The 15210-nt window shown below is 47.5% G+C and carries 15 protein-coding genes; 12 read left to right on the top strand and 3 right to left on the bottom strand.

Features of this window, described 5'->3' with window-relative positions:
• Window positions 1-97: 97 nt before the first annotated feature.
• The gene (locus tag BMW79_RS15020; protein ID WP_177192177.1) at window positions 98-2266 is read right to left on the bottom strand and encodes a S9 family peptidase; all 2169 of its coding nucleotides are present in this window, start codon (window positions 2264-2266) and stop codon (window positions 98-100) included.
• Window positions 2267-2295: 29 nt separating this feature from the next.
• Window positions 2296-3243 (bottom strand): hypothetical protein, encoded by a 948-nt coding sequence (locus BMW79_RS15015; protein WP_089896054.1) that lies wholly within the window; start codon window positions 3241-3243, stop codon window positions 2296-2298.
• Window positions 3244-3395: 152 nt separating this feature from the next.
• Here BMW79_RS15015 and BMW79_RS15010 point away from each other — a divergent pair, with 152 nt between their 5' ends.
• The 12 genes from BMW79_RS15010 to BMW79_RS14955 all read left to right on the top strand — a co-directional run bounded on the left by BMW79_RS15010 (window position 3396) and on the right by BMW79_RS14955 (window position 12600).
• Window positions 3396-4661, top strand: coding sequence for a dihydroorotase (locus BMW79_RS15010; protein ID WP_089896053.1), 1266 nt, complete (start codon window positions 3396-3398; stop codon window positions 4659-4661).
• Window positions 4662-4673: 12 nt separating this feature from the next.
• On the top strand, window positions 4674-5210 hold the full coding sequence (locus tag BMW79_RS15005) for a DUF4199 domain-containing protein (protein ID WP_089896051.1): 537 nt from the start codon (window positions 4674-4676) through the stop codon (window positions 5208-5210).
• A gap of 18 nt (window positions 5211-5228) precedes the next feature.
• Window positions 5229-6227, top strand: a complete 999-nt coding sequence (locus BMW79_RS15000; RefSeq protein ID WP_089896049.1) for a glycosyltransferase family 2 protein — start codon at window positions 5229-5231, stop codon at window positions 6225-6227.
• 31 nt (window positions 6228-6258) lie between these two features.
• On the top strand, window positions 6259-7395 hold the full coding sequence (locus BMW79_RS14995; RefSeq protein WP_089896047.1) for a glycosyltransferase: 1137 nt from the start codon (window positions 6259-6261) through the stop codon (window positions 7393-7395).
• Window positions 7396-7463: 68 nt separating this feature from the next.
• Window positions 7464-8489, top strand: coding sequence for a GHMP family kinase ATP-binding protein (locus tag BMW79_RS14990; RefSeq protein ID WP_089896046.1), 1026 nt, complete (start codon window positions 7464-7466; stop codon window positions 8487-8489).
• Between the two features lie 27 nt (window positions 8490-8516).
• Entirely contained in the window at window positions 8517-9095 is a 579-nt protein-coding gene (locus BMW79_RS14985) for a D-sedoheptulose-7-phosphate isomerase (protein ID WP_089896045.1), read from the top strand.
• Window positions 9092-9790: a nucleotidyltransferase family protein gene (locus tag BMW79_RS14980; RefSeq protein WP_089896044.1), complete on the top strand. Its 699-nt coding sequence runs from the start codon at window positions 9092-9094 to the stop codon at window positions 9788-9790. The genes BMW79_RS14985 and BMW79_RS14980 overlap by 4 nt, the downstream gene beginning before the upstream one ends.
• On the top strand, window positions 9787-10308 hold the full coding sequence (locus tag BMW79_RS14975; protein ID WP_089896043.1) for a D-glycero-alpha-D-manno-heptose-1,7-bisphosphate 7-phosphatase: 522 nt from the start codon (window positions 9787-9789) through the stop codon (window positions 10306-10308). The genes BMW79_RS14980 and BMW79_RS14975 overlap by 4 nt, the downstream gene beginning before the upstream one ends.
• A gap of 26 nt (window positions 10309-10334) precedes the next feature.
• Window positions 10335-11312 carry a hypothetical protein gene (locus BMW79_RS14970; protein WP_089896042.1) on the top strand — a complete coding sequence of 326 codons (978 nt, stop codon included), beginning with the start codon at window positions 10335-10337 and terminating at the stop codon, window positions 11310-11312.
• A 5-nt stretch (window positions 11313-11317) separates the two neighbouring features.
• Window positions 11318-11701, top strand: a complete 384-nt coding sequence (locus BMW79_RS14965; protein ID WP_089896041.1) for a cupin domain-containing protein — start codon at window positions 11318-11320, stop codon at window positions 11699-11701.
• A gap of 91 nt (window positions 11702-11792) precedes the next feature.
• Window positions 11793-12164 carry a VOC family protein gene (locus BMW79_RS14960; protein WP_089896040.1) on the top strand — a complete coding sequence of 124 codons (372 nt, stop codon included), beginning with the start codon at window positions 11793-11795 and terminating at the stop codon, window positions 12162-12164.
• Between the two features lie 10 nt (window positions 12165-12174).
• Window positions 12175-12600, top strand: a complete 426-nt coding sequence (locus tag BMW79_RS14955) for a hypothetical protein (RefSeq protein WP_089896039.1) — start codon at window positions 12175-12177, stop codon at window positions 12598-12600.
• A gap of 71 nt (window positions 12601-12671) precedes the next feature.
• Here BMW79_RS14955 and BMW79_RS14950 read toward each other — a convergent pair whose 3' ends face one another.
• Window positions 12672-15209: a DNA gyrase/topoisomerase IV subunit A gene (locus BMW79_RS14950; RefSeq protein ID WP_407641630.1), complete on the bottom strand. Its 2538-nt coding sequence runs from the start codon at window positions 15207-15209 to the stop codon at window positions 12672-12674.
• Window position 15210 lies beyond the last annotated feature (1 nt).

Raw genomic sequence — 15210 nt, 5'->3', positions numbered from 1 at the left:
TGAACTGATCGCAAGTAGCATAAAATAACAAAGCGAAGATAACAGCGAATATTAATTTTTCGCTACGATCTTCGCTCCGCTTATCAAAAGATACGACCTATTTCAGGTGTGCATCAAAGTAATCAGTAATCTTCTGCATCAGGTGTACCCTGTCTTTGCCAAGTACATTGTGTAAATGTCCCGGATATACGAAATAATCGACCTGTACTTCGTTGTCCACACAGGCTTTCAGGAAGTCGAGGGAATGCTGCCATACCACTACGTCATCGTTGGTACCATGGATCAGCATCAGGTGTCCCTGCAGATTTTTTGTTTTAGTGAGCAGGTTAGCCGTGGCATAGCCTTCCGGGTTTTCCTGTGGCGTATCCATATAGCGCTCGGTGTACATGATTTCATACATGCTCCAGTCGATCACCGGCCCACCGGCAACAGCTGCCTGAAATACACCCGGATGACGCAGCATCAGCGAAGTGGTCATGAAGCCGCCAAAGCTCCAGCCATGCACGCCCATTTTCTGCTGGTTGATATATGGCAATGATTTGAGGTAAGCCACGCCCTGCAGCTGATCATTCATTTCCACGGTGCCTAACTGGCGGAAAGTAGCCTGTTCAAAAGCCTTTCCACGGTTATCACTGCCACGGCCATCCATCGTAAAGATCACATAGCCATGCTGGGCCATGTATTCGTACCAGAGGTTACCGCTATACGGGAATGTATTGCGGATCAGCTGTACATTGGGACCGTTGTACAGGTATACAATTACCGGGTAGGTTTTGGTGGAATCAAAATTCACGGGCAGGATCAGTTTACCATACAGTGGTGTACCATCATCTGCTTTCAGCGTTACCTGTTTGATCTGCGGACGTTGAAAATCTTTCAGCGGATCAGTGGCAGCCAGAATTTCTTTTTCAAATTTTCCGGAAGTTGCGGTTACACGGGCGGTATAGGGTGTAGTACCGGAACTGTATGCATCCAATGCATAATTACCATCGGTGCTCACTTGTGCTTCGTGCCAGCCGGCGGCCTTATCCAGGCGTACTGCTGCAGCGCTTTTTTGCTTGTAATTTATTTTATAGAGATGTTTTTCCATCGGACCTTCTTTGGCTGCCGTGAAAAGGATCTCATTTTGTTTGGTATTAAAGCCCAGCAGTTCATTCACTACCCAGTCGCCTGCAGTGATAGCACGCAGCTGCTGGCCGTTGGTATTATAGAGATACAGATGATTGTAGCCGCTTTTTTCGCTCCACCATACAAACTGATCGGGGCTGCCCGGTACAAAGGTGAGTGGATGGGTAGGATGTACATATTTCGCATCTGTTTCTTCAAACAGTGTTTTGATCAGTTCACCGGTGGTGGCGCTGTATTGGTTCAGCCACAGGTGATTCTGTTCGCGGTTCAGCAGGGCCACGTATACCGATTGCTGATCCGGCGCCCAGGTAACGCAGGTCAGGTAATGATCTGCGGGACCGGCTGTTTTCAGGAAAATCGTTTTTTGGGTAGATGGCTGATAAATACCGAGCGTCACTTCATGTGATTTGCCGCCAGCCATCGGGTATTTGATATTGGTATTATGTGCGGGGGTTACAGACCAGTCGATGATCGGATAGTCATTCACCATGCGTTGATCCATTCGGTAAAAGGCCAGCTGATCGCCTTTGGGAGAAAAGAAGATGCCTTTATCGATACCGAATTCTTCGCGGTGTACACTTTTACCGTTTACGATATTGATATCCACGTCGTTGGTCACTGCTTGTACGGTGCCGCTGGTAGTGCGGATGAAAAGATTATTTTTTTCCGTCCAGGCAATCTGGCCGCTTTCTTTATTAACGGTGATGTTTTCTGCATCAGCGGGTAATTCGCACCAGCTGCTGAACTGCATAGCGCCATTTTCAAGCTGGCCTTTGTACAGGGCGTTGCCGATGGCAAACCAGGCGCTGTTGGCGTTGATCCAGCGCAGTGGCGGTAATCCGCGTAAAGGTCTGGAAGAAAATAACTGGTCGTTTAACCGGGATAAAGTGAGCAGGGTATCTGCTTTACCGGCAGGGAGGGTTACTTTTACCCAGGCATAGCTGCCGTTGCTGGTTATTACGCTGGTGTAGGCGTTTTCTCCGGGAATCCATTCAAATTGTCGTAACCTTTCCGGGGCCAGTTGCTGCCGGAGTCCATTCGTTGCTTCCGCCATGGTGTACTGACGTTGCTGGGCGTAGGTATATTGCCCCCCGATCATCATCCATCCTGTCAAAAGCAATAGGAAAGCTTTCTTCATCTCTCTTTTTGGGGAGCTAAATTAAGGCTTTAGGCGCTAACTAAATGCTTTCTCACCCACTCTCTTTCTTCGGGCAACAGGTAATCGGCTCTTTTTTCGGTGATCCAGGAGAACGTTTTTTTCACATCTGACTTAGCTGTGCGGAAGCGGAACAGGAATTCCATGCCCAGCATCAGGTCTGTAAATCCGTTCTTCACGGTTTCTATAGTCATGCGGGCGCTGCTCCGTCTTTTGGATAACAATTCCGTGATACGGGCCGTTACGGATGGAATGGCGGTTTCATCGGCATACTTGTAAATGGCTTCCATGGCCTCAAATTTCAGTTGTCCGCGCATGAGGCAGCGGGCATAGAACATGGCTTCCTTCTCTTTTTCAATATCCGCAATGGCGGCAAAAGCAAGGCTTTTCACGTCCTGGCGGTGGTATTCGAGCAGCCGGCGCAGGGCAGGTACACTTTTCGGCGTGCCTACTTTATGCAGCAGCAGGGTAATATAATAGATATCGTATTCATTCACCGTACGTTTGAGCAGGTTCAGGGCCCAGTCTTCCACAGCGGGATGATGGGAACATCTGAGGGCCAGCAGGGCCGAACGGCGAATGTTGTTATTTAACGAAAGGGTATTATTAAATAAAGGTTCCAGGTTAATATAGCTGGGGATGGCCAGTCCGCGTTCCAGGTCCTGTTGCATGGACGTGATCATATCGGCATCCTGCTCCATCCGGAGGCGGTCCAGTAAAAACCGGATTACTTCCGGGTCGTTGGTATTCCTGGAAAGCTGTGTGATAATAAAACAGGCAGCGCGACGCTTATCTTTATCCGGCTCCTGCGTAATATATTGGTAGAGTAAGGGTATATAAGCGTGATTTGCCAGTTGTTCTGCTTCCCGGAGCGCCTGCCAGCTGGTTGTCTGGCCATTATGCAATTGTTCTGTGCGGTCGCATATCCGTGCTACAAGGTTAGAAAGATAGTCAATCATCGGAAGTTATTTTGATCTGCTACCCCTGCATTTTCAATTATCATACCAACCTGAACGGCGCTCCTGGAAACGGGGGAAGCTCGCTTTCAACAATTAACAGTTTTATGTTACATTTGCCCCTGTATTTTCGGACCGGTTATAGAACGTAAAGCATGCACATACTACTCAAGAACGTAAAGATTATAGCACCTTCCTCACCCTTGCACGGGCAGCAAAAAGACATTTCCATTCAGAACGGGATCATTCAACAGGTAGGAGATAACCTGGAAGACGCCCGAGCTACGGTTATTTCAGGTAATAACCTGCATGTTTCCGCCGGCTGGATGGATGTTTTCGCACATTTCTGCGATCCGGGCCAGGAACATAAGGAAGACCTGCAAAGCGGTATCAGAGCTGCTGCCACCGGTGGCTACACCACTGTAATGGTAGTACCCAACACGCAGCCCGCCCTGCATACGAAACCGCAGATCGAATACGTACTGAGCAGATCCCGCCATTCGGCGGCTACTGTTTTGCCAATTGGCGCAGCCACTAAAAACCTGGAAGGCACCGGCCTGGCAGAAATGTATGAGATGCAGCAGGCAGGCGCCGTGGCTTTTTCTGACGGACTGAAACCGTTGCAGTCGCCCGGACTCATGCTCAAAGCATTGCAATACATCAAAGCATTTGATGGCACGCTGATCCAGCTGCCGGACGACCAGAGCATTTCTGCGCATGGACTCATGCACGAAGGTATTTATTCCACCCAGCTGGGTATGCCCGGAAAACCCGCACTGGCAGAGGAACTCATTATTCAGCGCGACCTGGAACTGGCAAAATATACCGATTCGCGGATCCACTTTACCGGTATCAGCACCCGTAAATCAGTGGAACTGATCGCCGCCGCCAAAGCGGAAGGCATCAAGGTAACCTGTTCCGTAACGCCTTACCACCTGTCTTTAACGGATGCACAACTCATTGATTACGATACCCACCTGAAGGTAAATCCGCCGCTGCGCAGTGCAGACGATGTGAAAGCATTGCAGGAAGCCGTTTTACATGGCACTGTCGACTGTATCGCTACCCATCACCTGCCGCAGGACTGGGATGCCAAACAAGTGGAATTTGAATATGCCAAAAACGGGATGATCGGACTGGAAAGCACTTTTGGTGTGATCCGTCAATACCTGCCGCAACTGCCGCTGGAACAGCTGATTAACCTGCTGACAATCCAGCCCCGCAAAATATTCGGACTGCCTCAACCTGCCCTGCAGGAAGGCGCCGCCGCCAATCTTACGATCTTTGATCCGGAAGTTACCTGGGAATTTACCAAAGCCCATATCGCCTCCCGGTCCAAAAATTCAGCGTATATTGGCGCACAACTGAAAGGAAAAGTACATGCCACAGTGAATGGACCTGTATTTCATATTAATAACTAGTAGCGTGTACGTATGCAACAAAATTCAAATCCCGGTTTAAAATGGGGTATTATAGTAGGATTGGCCATGATCCTCTGGAATGTGCTGATCTGGGTAGCCGGTCCTGATTATCTTTTTTCGCTTAAATTAAAGTTCCTGCAGTTCGTTGTCTGGGCAGCACTGGGCATACTGGCCGGACTTGAAAAGAAGAAACAGCTGGGTGGATATATCGGTTTTAAAGATGCCATTAAACCGATCTTTACCACCTTTGTGATCAGTTCGCTGATGATGGCCGTGTATAACTATGTCGCTTTTTCCTATGTCGCAGATAACCACCTGCTGGAACTGTCCAAACAACACCTGATGGAAGATACTGCATGGTTATTGCAGAAGATGAAAGCGCCGCAGTATGAAATAGATAAACAGCTGAAAGACCTGAAAGAGGCAGACTATCGTGTCACCATCTCTTCTGCTTTCATCGATTACCTGAGAAACCTGATAAAATTTTTCATGGTATCTGCTGTACTGGCAGTGATTGTCCGTAAAAAAGCGCCTGTAAGGGCACAATAATTATACTATTCTATTAAGATGAACATATCCGTAATCGTTCCTTTAAAAAACGAAGAAGAATCCTTACCGGAACTCGCCGCGTGGATCGCGAAAGTGATGGACGCCCACAATTTTACCTACGAGGTATGGATGGTGGATGACGGCAGTACCGACGATTCCTGGGCCGTTATCCAGCAACTGGCTGCACAGAATCCCCATATCAAAGGGATCAAATTTCAGCGCAACTACGGCAAATCAGCGGCCCTCAACGAAGGCTTCAATGCGGCACAGGGCGATGTGGTCATCACTATGGACGCAGATCTGCAGGACAGTCCCGACGAAATACCTGAACTGTACCGTATGATCGTGGAAGAAAAATTCGACCTCGTCAGCGGCTGGAAAAAGAAACGTTACGATAACGCCTTCACCAAAAACCTGCCTTCTAAATTATATAACTACACCACTACCCGTATGAGCGGCGTAAAACTGCACGATATGAACTGCGGTTTGAAAGCCTATCGTAAAAAGGTGGTAAAATCCATAGAAGTATACGGTGAAATGCACCGCTATATTCCTGTTATCGCCAAATGGAACGGCTTCCGTAAAATCGGCGAAAAAGTAGTAGAACACCGTGCCCGCAAATATGGTGTCACCAAATTCGGACTGGAACGCTTTATCAACGGCTTCCTCGATCTGGCGACCATCATGTTTATCGGCAAATTCGGCAAACGCCCCATGCACCTGTTTGGCGCCCTCGGCTCCCTCTCCTTCTTTGTAGGTTTTGTAGTGGCCGCTTACCTGGCGCTGGCAAAAATATTCTTTGATAAAGTGAACATGACAGACCGCCCGTTATTCTATTTCGGACTGCTCTGCATGATCATTGGTTCCCAGTTATTCCTGACCGGCTTTATCGGTGAACTGGTGACCCGTAACGCCACCGAACGTAACTCCTACCTGGTAGAAGAACGGATGGACCATACCAATAACGTGACAGAAGATGAATTACAGCTCGCATACCGTCACGACCGCAGACGCTGATCCATTCATCCTCTATTCGTAATCTGACACTATGGCTAACAAGAAGAAAATACTTATTTTAGGTACAGCCTACCCCTTCCGGGGTGGGCTGGCTGCTTATAACGAGCGACTGGCAGAAGAACTCCAGCAAACAGATGAGGTGGAAATATGGACCTTTACTGTTCAATACCCCAAACTCTTTTTCCCGGGTAAAAGCCAGTTCTCTACCGATCCTGCGCCCACCCACCTGAAAATAAAACGGCTCATTAATTCCGTGAACCCGTTGAACTGGTTGGTAACAGGCAGAAAGATCCGGAAAATGAATCCGGATATCATCATCACCAAATACTGGCTCCCGATCATGGGACCGGCGCTGGGCTCCCTCCTCCGGCTGGGCAAGCGTAAGCACACCAAAGTAATTGCCGTACTGGACAACGTAGTGCCGCATGAAAAAAGACCCGGTGACGTAGCTTTCACAAAATATTTCCTGAAGCCGGTGGATGCCTTTGTAGCCATGAGCCAGTCGGTACTCAATGATCTGCGGGTGTTTGAGCCCAATAAAAAAGCATCGCTCATCCCCCACCCGATCTACGACAACTACGGTGCGCTCATTACCAAAAGCGCTGCCCGTGCCCAACTGAAGCTGGATCCAAATAAAAAATATATCCTTTTCTTTGGCTTCATCCGCCAGTACAAAGGTCTGGACCTGTTATTACAGGCCATGGCAGATGAACGCCTGAAAAAACTGGATGTACACGCCATTGTAGCGGGTGAATATTATGAAGATGCCGCCCCTTACCTGGAACTGCTGCAAACGCTGCAACTGGGCGACCGGGTGCTGATGCACACCGACTTCATTCCAAACGAAGCCGTAAAAAATTACTTCTGTGCCGCCGACCTGGTGGTACAGCCTTATAAAAGCGCTACCCAGAGCGGCATTTCGCAGATCGCCTATCATTTTGAGAAACCCATGGTGGTAACCAATGTAGGCGGACTTGTAGAAATGGTGCCGGATGGTGTAGTGGGTTTTCAGGCAACTCCCGACCCGGCTTCTATTGCAGCTGCCATCGAAAAATACTTCGTTGACAACCGGGAGGCCGATATGGTGGAAGCCCTCCGCAAAGAGAAGCTGCAATACTCCTGGTCCAGGCTTGCCAATGAAATAAAAACACTGGCTGCCGGCAATTAGCACGACACCATTCCCGTTTGGCGTTATAAAACCAGACGTATCATTCATCTGCTAAAACGAAAGCTAGCATGATTTACAGAAGTAAAGCACCTTTACGTATAGGCCTTGCCGGTGGTGGCACAGATGTAAGTCCGTACTCGGATTTATACGGTGGCGCTATCCTCAATGCCACTATCTCCCTGTATGCACGCGCCTCCATAGAGCCGCTGCAGAACGGACAGATTATTTTTGAATGTGCCGACAGAAGAGAAAGCGCCGTGTATGATGCCGTTTACCCCTTACCGTTAGATGGCAAACTGGATATCCTGAAAGGCGTGATCAACCGGGTACAGAAAGATTATGGCACCTTGCCGGCTACCGGTTTTAAACTCACCACCTTTGTGGATGCTCCCGCAGGATCTGGCCTGGGTACCTCTTCTACCCTGGTAGTAGCTGTACTGGGCGCTTTTGCGGAATGGCTGAAACTTCCGCTGGGAGAATACGACCTGGCGCACCTGGCTTATTCCATTGAAAGGGAAGATCTTCAACAGGCAGGTGGTAAACAGGACCAATACGCCGCTACGTTTGGTGGTGTAAATTTCATGGAGTTTTACAAAGGCGATAAAGTAATTGTAAACCCGCTCCGCATCAAAGAAGTAAACCTGCACGAACTGGAAAATAACCTGGTATTGTTTTATACTTCTACCAGCCGCTTATCTTCCAGCATTATTTCCGAACAGCAAAAAAATGTAACCGATAAAAAAGATGACTCCATCGAAGCCATGCACCAACTGAAAGAACAGGCGGTGATGATGAAGGAGGCATTGCTCCGGGGTACCATCGATAAAATCGGTGAAATCCTGAATTACGGTTTTGAGCATAAAAAGAGAATGGCCAAGGGTATCACCAACCCGCAACTGGATGAAATTTACGAAGCTGCCCGCAAAGCCGGCGCCAGCGGAGGTAAGATTTCAGGCGCCGGTGGCGGTGGTTTTATGATCTTCTATTGCCCTAAAAATACCCGCTTTGCCGTAGTAGATGCCTTGAGCGGTTTTGGTGGCGATGTAAAACGCTATACCTTTACCAATCACGGTATTCAAACGTGGAGTATTTAAGGGGACAACTATCAAAAAGCCTGCAACATGAAACAATTCATCGTCAATAAAATCCGGGAAAGCATCAACGTCAAAGAAGCGATCTGCCAGGATGAACCATTGTTAAATACGATTAAAATAGTAGCAGATACCATTACCCACAGTCTGCAAACAGATCATAAAATCCTCTTTTGCGGCAACGGCGGGAGTGCAGCAGATGCACAGCACCTCGCAGCAGAATTTTCCGGCCGGTTTTATAAAGACCGCCTCCCACTGTATGCGGAAGCACTACACTGCAATACCTCGTATATGACGGCAGTTGGCAATGACTATGGATACGACCAGGTATATGCCCGCATCCTGAGGGGTATTGGTCGTTCCGGCGATGTACTGGTGGCTATTTCCACTTCCGGTAATTCCGCCAATATCCTCGAAGCCATGAAAGTGGCCCGGGAGCAAGGTATGATCATCGTAAGCATGACCGGCAGCACCGGCGGCAAAATGAAAGAAGGCAGCGATTACCTGATCAATATTCCATCTGCCGATACGCCCCGCATACAGGAAGCACATATCACCGTAGGACATATCATTTGTGAAATAGTGGAAAACAACCTGTTTGGCGCATGACACGTGAATGTATCGTACTTGCCGGTGGACTCGGCACACGTCTGAGAAGTGTAGTGGCCGATAAGCCTAAATGCATGGCGCCGCTGGGCGAACATCCTTTTCTGTATTACTTACTGCAATACCTGCATAAACAAGGCATTCATCATGCAGTGCTATCGCTGGGTTATCTGTCTGAGCAGGTGATCAGCTGGTGTAACAGCATAGAACTGCCTTTACGTGTATCCTTTACCGTAGAACCGGAGCCTCTGGGTACCGGCGGCGGTATTCTTCATGCACTACCGGCATTGAAGGGCAACGAGGTGTTTATTGTGAATGGGGATACTTATTTTGATGTGGATCTTGCCGCATTCAATAACTTCCACCAGGCACATCAAAGTCCGCTGTCGCTGGCCTTAAAACCGATGCAACAGTTCGACCGCTATGGCAGCATCCAGCTGGATGAATCAGAACAGCGCATCACCGCTTTTCATGAAAAACAATTCTGCGAAGAAGGCCTCATCAATGGAGGTATTTACCGCACTTCTGCCGGCTTTCTGAAAAGCCTGGCTTTACCGGAAAAATTTTCTTTTGAGACAGCCGTGCTGGAACCAGGCGTACGCGCAGGAAAATTGTACGGCTATATCAGCGATACCTATTTCATCGATATCGGTATTCCGGAAGATTACGAAGCAGCAAAAAAAGTACTGGTATCATGACCTTATTCCTCGACAGAGATGGTGTAATCAACGATGAAATCCGTGATGGGTATGTACTCCGACCGGATATGTTTCAATTCAGCGATGGGGTGTTGACAGCAATGCCTATCCTGGCGAAACGTTTCGACCGCATTATTGTGATCACCAATCAACGCTGTATTGGCCGTGGCCTGCTTACCACAGCAGGTTTGCAGGAAATACATACGCAGATGAAGCAACAGATTGAAGGACATGGCGGCAGAATTGACGCCATTTATTTTTGCCCGGATGTAGATAACAGCAGTCCTTGCCGAAAACCGGCAACTGGCATGGGGATGCAGGCAAAACAGGATTTTCCGGATATCGATTTCAGTAGCTCCGTAATGGTAGGCAATACATTGAGCGATATGCAGTTCGGAAAGAACCTGGGCATGCAAACGATCTTTATTCCTTCTACCCGTCCGGAAACCGCTTTTCCGCATCCGCTGATTGACCAGCGATATCAAAACCTGCTGCAGTTTGCACAGGCTATACAATAATTCACAGCCGGAACCGTATAATAGACATGGTAAAAAAATCATTACTGTCACTTTTCCTGATGATCATCTCTGTGCTGGCTTTTGCCCAGCAACCGGATGCTGCCGGGCTGAAACACCTGAAAAGCAGCCAGGATACCCTGCAACAGCTCAGCCAGGACATCTTCAACGGTAAAGGTGATGATGGCCGGGAACGGGCCATAGATGAGTTTATTCCCTTGCTGGTCAGAACGCTGAAAACAAAATACTCTTTCCGTTTTTCCTTTGATTCCCTGAAAACGGTGTCCATTCAATACCCTCAGGACAGCGCCTTCCGCATTTTCACCTGGGCACTGGAACGTGAAAACGGCTTTTACCGGCATTTTGGGGCTATCCAGATGAATACGCCTGATGGACAGCTCAAGCTATTCCCCCTGTTCGATGCGTCTGACTACATGACCAATACAGATACCATTACAGATAATAAGTCCTGGTATGGCTGCCTGTACTATAATATCGTACACCGCCATTACTTCAACCAGGAGTTTTATACCCTCTTTGGCTGGGACGCCAATAACCCACGCAGTCAGAAGAAAATAGTGGAAATGCTGACCTTTAAAAACGGCACACCGGTGTTTGGCGGTCCATTTTTCAGCTTCGCAGAAGACAGTACGCCCAAACCCACGCGCAACCGCTTTATCATTGAATATAAGAAGGAAAGCACCGCTACGCTCAATTATAACAAAGAGCTGAATATGATCGTATATGATCACCTCATTTCAGAAACCAATGAGCCGGCGAAGAAATTCACCTACGTATCCGATATGGACTACGAAGGCTTTAAATGGCTGGCGGGTAAATGGATGCATGTGAATAAGATCTTCCATGATGCCATTCCTATGGGAAAAGGCGCTCCTACCCCCCAACCACTGGATCAGAAAAAGAAAAGTATGACCCAGCCGAAGTCGGCCGAAGACTACGAACAACAAGCACCGAAGAAGCCAGCAACGCAAAAGAAGAAACAATAAAGCATATGGATAACGGATCAACTTACATCAGGGCTATCAGGCTATTCAATATCAATGAAACAGAATGTTCTTTTGAAACCGGGAGAATTGAAACCCACCGGCAAATAGAAGTCGGTTACTTCTTTGGACAAACCGGCACCGGTACCCTCGAAAATGTTCCGCATCCTGCCCCGAGGCGGCAGTACGTGGTAACCCTCAAAGGGACGCTGAAATTTGCCGTTACCAATGGCGATACCTTTATTATCGAACCAGGTATTATCCTCATCGCCGAAGATACCGAAGGCCCCGGTCATACCTGGGAAATTGTTGATGGAAACGAATGGGAACGGATCTATCTGCCTTTCGATACCAATAGTAGCCCGGTTTTTATTCCTGATTTACCGGCATAAACCACTTTTTTACCTGCTTTTTAAATTTTTTTCTTAAAAGAACAATCATTCTTTTACCTTTGCATCATAAACGAGCGAACATTCATTTATCATGCAACTCAATCACCTGAACCTCTCTGTAAAGGACATCCCCTCCACCCGCGCTTTATTCGAAACCTATTTCGACTTTACCTGTGTGGATCCGAAGCTGAACGATACGCTGTCCGTTTTACACGGTCCTGATGGATTCATCCTGGTGCTGATGCACCAGAAAATGAACGAAAAAGGCAACCACACCTACCCGGATACTTTCCATATCGGATTTTACCTGGAAGATGAAGCTGCTGTAAAAGCCACCTGGGAGCGACTGAAAAGCGGAGGTATCCAACTGGACCAGGAGCCACAGATCATGCGCAAAACATTCGGTTTCTACTTTACATTTGATGCCATTATGATTGAAATTACCACCCCCATCAAAGATTAAAACAACACTCATGCAATCCGAAATAGCTGAAAAGCTTCCCATTGGCTGGTATCTCAAAGAAGCGGACAGCCTTATTACACATTTCACCAATAATGCTTTTGAAACCTACCAGATCAACAGGTTTCACTGGCAGGTATTGAAAAATATAGATACGCACGGAAAAATCAGTAAAGAGCTGTACTACCACCAGGTAAACCGCTTTCTCTCAGAAAAAGAACTGGATGAACTGCTGGAATCACTGATCGTCCGTAACTGGATACAGTTCTCCGCAAATCATTATTCCTTTACTGATACCGGGAAACAGGAATACATCGCCATTGAAGCGCTGCAATTGAAGAACAAGGAAAAAGTAATGGAAGGCATCAGCACAGAAGAGTATCTTGCTGCGATCAACTTCCTTGAAAAAATGATCAGGAATATGGGAGGGAAAATATAATCATCTCTCTTAAATAAAAAAAGCGGATAGCATATGCTATCCGCTTTTTTGGTATCGTTTTAAACAACCGGCTAGAACAATTCGCCCTGTCCGCCTGCTGGTCCTTCTTCATTCGGATCCGGATCTTCATCTTCAGACAACAATTCCGCACTGATCAGGTCTTCGCCCGCAATCCTTGTTCCTACTGCTTTCCAACCGGTTATTTCCACAAATTCGGAGAGGTCTATTTCCTCTTCTTCCGGACTGCGTTTCTTACCCGTTTTCAGCAATACAATCGGCTGCGTATGCGTGGTCACCATTTCCAGGTAATTGGCTGCTCCTTCCTTGATGAAAGTGAATTTATTATTCAGCGTTTGCGTTTCAATGCGGAAACGTTTAACGTTAAACTGTTTCTTGTCTGCATCAAAGTAGATCGCCGTCACCGTTTTTTCCGGATTAAACTTCTCAATGTACACCACATCACCGGATTCATAACGATTGGTGAGATCGTAATTAGTGAGTTCATAGGTACCGTTCTTAAAGGCGACAAAGATCTTGTCTTCTCCTTCAAAAGCACCGATGTAAACACCACGTTCTTCTGTGTTCAGACGACCGGTTTCGGTATCATACCAGATCTTCTGTCCGGCAAGTGTAGATACGCCTTTCTCTTTGAATTTCACGCCACGGATCGGGTACTTGGTCACCACGTTACCCATGGAACTACGTCCTTTGATAGCAATGGTTTCGAAGAACAGGTCAAACTCCTTGTTACGTGCGCTACAGTTCGGGCTCAGCTTGATCGTCACCACTTCTGCTTCTCCGTTTGGATTGGCAGAGAAATACTGCACTTTGGAATTTTTCTCACCTTTATGCGCCAGGTCGTATTCCTTGTCGCGGGTAACACCCGTTACATTGAAACGTTTGGCATAGCTCACACCCGTTTTACCTTCCACATAAATCATGTTGTAGGTAGTACGTTCATCATTCTTACGGAAAATATCCACGTGAATAATATCCTTACCCACAAAGGTTTTATCGGCTACTTTTGTCACCAGCATTTTACCATCGCGACGGAAGATGATGATATTGTCGAGATCAGAACAATCTGCTACAAACTCATCTTTCTTCAGGGAAGTACCAATGAAACCATCTGCACGGTTTACATATATTTTGGTGTTGGCAATCGCTACGGATGCCACCTGGATGGTATCAAAAGTTTTGATAATGGTTTTACGCTCGCGGCCTTTGCCATACTTCTTCAACAGGTTATCGTAGTAAGCTACGGTGTAATCCGTGAGGTTGGCCAGGTTGTTTTTCACTTCCTTGATATCCGCTTCAATACCTTTGATCTGTTCGTTCAGTTCATTGATATCCAGGCGGTAAATACGGCGTACAGGCTTCTCCGTTAATTTCACAATATCCTCGCGGGTAATTTCGCGTTTCAATTGTTTCTTATACGGTGTAAATCCTTTATCAATCGCATTCAGTACGGTTTCCCAGTCCTTATGCTTCTGTTCCAGTTCCTTATAGATCCCTTTTTCGAAGAAGAGTTTTTCGAGGGAAGTATAATGCCATTTCTCCTGTAATTCCGCCAGCTTAATTTCCAGTTCCTGTTTCAGCAGGTCTTTGGTGTAGTCGGCAGAAGCTTTCAGCAGATCGGATGCGGTGAGGAATTGCGGTTTATCACTTACAATAACGCAGGCATTCGGAGAAATAGAGATCTCGCAATCCGTGAAGGCGTACAGGGCATCGATGGTAATATCCGGAGAAATGCCGGGCGCCAGTTGCACTTCAATCTCTACTTCTGCAGCGGTGTTATCCACTACCTTTTTGATCTTGATTTTACTATTGTCGTTGGCTTTTACGATCGACTCCATCAGCTGCGTAGTGGTGATACCATAAGGTACATCCTTGATCAGCAGCGTCTTTTTATCTTTCTCTTCAATATGTGCCCGTACCCTTACCTTACCACCGCGTTTGCCATCATTGTAGTTGGCTACATCGATCATACCGCCGGTAGCGAAGTCCGGGAACAGTTCAAACTTTTTACCACGCAGATATTTTACGGAAGCATCTATCAGCTCGCAGAAATTATGCGGTAATATTTTGGTAGACAAGCCTACTGCGATACCTTCCGCTCCCTGTGCCAGCAGCAGCGGGAACTTCATGGGTAAAGCCAGTGGTTCGTTCTTACGGCCATCGTAACTGAGCTGCCAGGAAGTTGTTTTAGGATTGAAAGCCACGTCCAGTGCAAACTTCGACAGGCGCGCCTCAATATACCTGGCGGCTGCGGCGTCATCACCGGTTCTCACATCGCCCCAGTTACCCTGGGTTTCAATAAGCAGGTCTTTCTGTCCGAGGTTAACAATGGCATCACTGATAGAAGCATCTCCATGTGGGTGATACTGCATCGTTTGCCCGATAACGTTAGCCACTTTATTAAAACGGCCATCGTCCATTTCTTTCATGGCGTGCAGGATACGACGCTGTACGGGTTTCAACCCATCTTCCACGCTGGGCACCGCCCGCTCCAGGATCACATAAGAGGCGTAATCCAGGAACCAGCTCTCATACATGCCCCCCACGTGGATGACATTGTGCAGAGATTCGTCTGGTGTTTTATTTTCCATG

It is taken from the genome of Chitinophaga arvensicola (assembly GCF_900110835.1).
Classification (GTDB): domain Bacteria; phylum Bacteroidota; class Bacteroidia; order Chitinophagales; family Chitinophagaceae; genus Chitinophaga; species Chitinophaga arvensicola.
Note: the sequence above shows the minus strand (reverse complement) of the source record. Positions and strands in the feature narration are given on the sequence as shown.

Bases quoted from the DNA above. Each gene is read 5' to 3' on its own strand.
- BMW79_RS15015 (WP_089896054.1), bottom strand. From the start codon at position 3,243: ATGATTGACTATCTTTCTAACCTTGTAGCACGGATATGCGACCGCACA.
- BMW79_RS14990 (WP_089896046.1), top strand. From the start codon at position 7,464: ATGATTTACAGAAGTAAAGCACCTTTACGTATAGGCCTTGCCGGTGGT.
- BMW79_RS14955 (WP_089896039.1), top strand. From the start codon at position 12,175: ATGCAATCCGAAATAGCTGAAAAGCTTCCCATTGGCTGGTATCTCAAA.
- BMW79_RS14980 (WP_089896044.1), top strand. From the start codon at position 9,092: ATGACACGTGAATGTATCGTACTTGCCGGTGGACTCGGCACACGTCTG.
- BMW79_RS14970 (WP_089896042.1), top strand. From the start codon at position 10,335: ATGGTAAAAAAATCATTACTGTCACTTTTCCTGATGATCATCTCTGTG.
- BMW79_RS15010 (WP_089896053.1), top strand. From the start codon at position 3,396: ATGCACATACTACTCAAGAACGTAAAGATTATAGCACCTTCCTCACCC.
- BMW79_RS14985 (WP_089896045.1), top strand. From the start codon at position 8,517: ATGAAACAATTCATCGTCAATAAAATCCGGGAAAGCATCAACGTCAAA.
- BMW79_RS14995 (WP_089896047.1), top strand. From the start codon at position 6,259: ATGGCTAACAAGAAGAAAATACTTATTTTAGGTACAGCCTACCCCTTC.
- BMW79_RS15005 (WP_089896051.1), top strand. From the start codon at position 4,674: ATGCAACAAAATTCAAATCCCGGTTTAAAATGGGGTATTATAGTAGGA.
- BMW79_RS14950 (WP_407641630.1), bottom strand. From the start codon at position 15,209: ATGGAAAATAAAACACCAGACGAATCTCTGCACAATGTCATCCACGTG.
- BMW79_RS14965 (WP_089896041.1), top strand. From the start codon at position 11,318: ATGGATAACGGATCAACTTACATCAGGGCTATCAGGCTATTCAATATC.
- BMW79_RS15000 (WP_089896049.1), top strand. From the start codon at position 5,229: ATGAACATATCCGTAATCGTTCCTTTAAAAAACGAAGAAGAATCCTTA.
- BMW79_RS14975 (WP_089896043.1), top strand. From the start codon at position 9,787: ATGACCTTATTCCTCGACAGAGATGGTGTAATCAACGATGAAATCCGT.
- BMW79_RS15020 (WP_177192177.1), bottom strand. From the start codon at position 2,266: ATGAAGAAAGCTTTCCTATTGCTTTTGACAGGATGGATGATGATCGGG.
- BMW79_RS14960 (WP_089896040.1), top strand. From the start codon at position 11,793: ATGCAACTCAATCACCTGAACCTCTCTGTAAAGGACATCCCCTCCACC.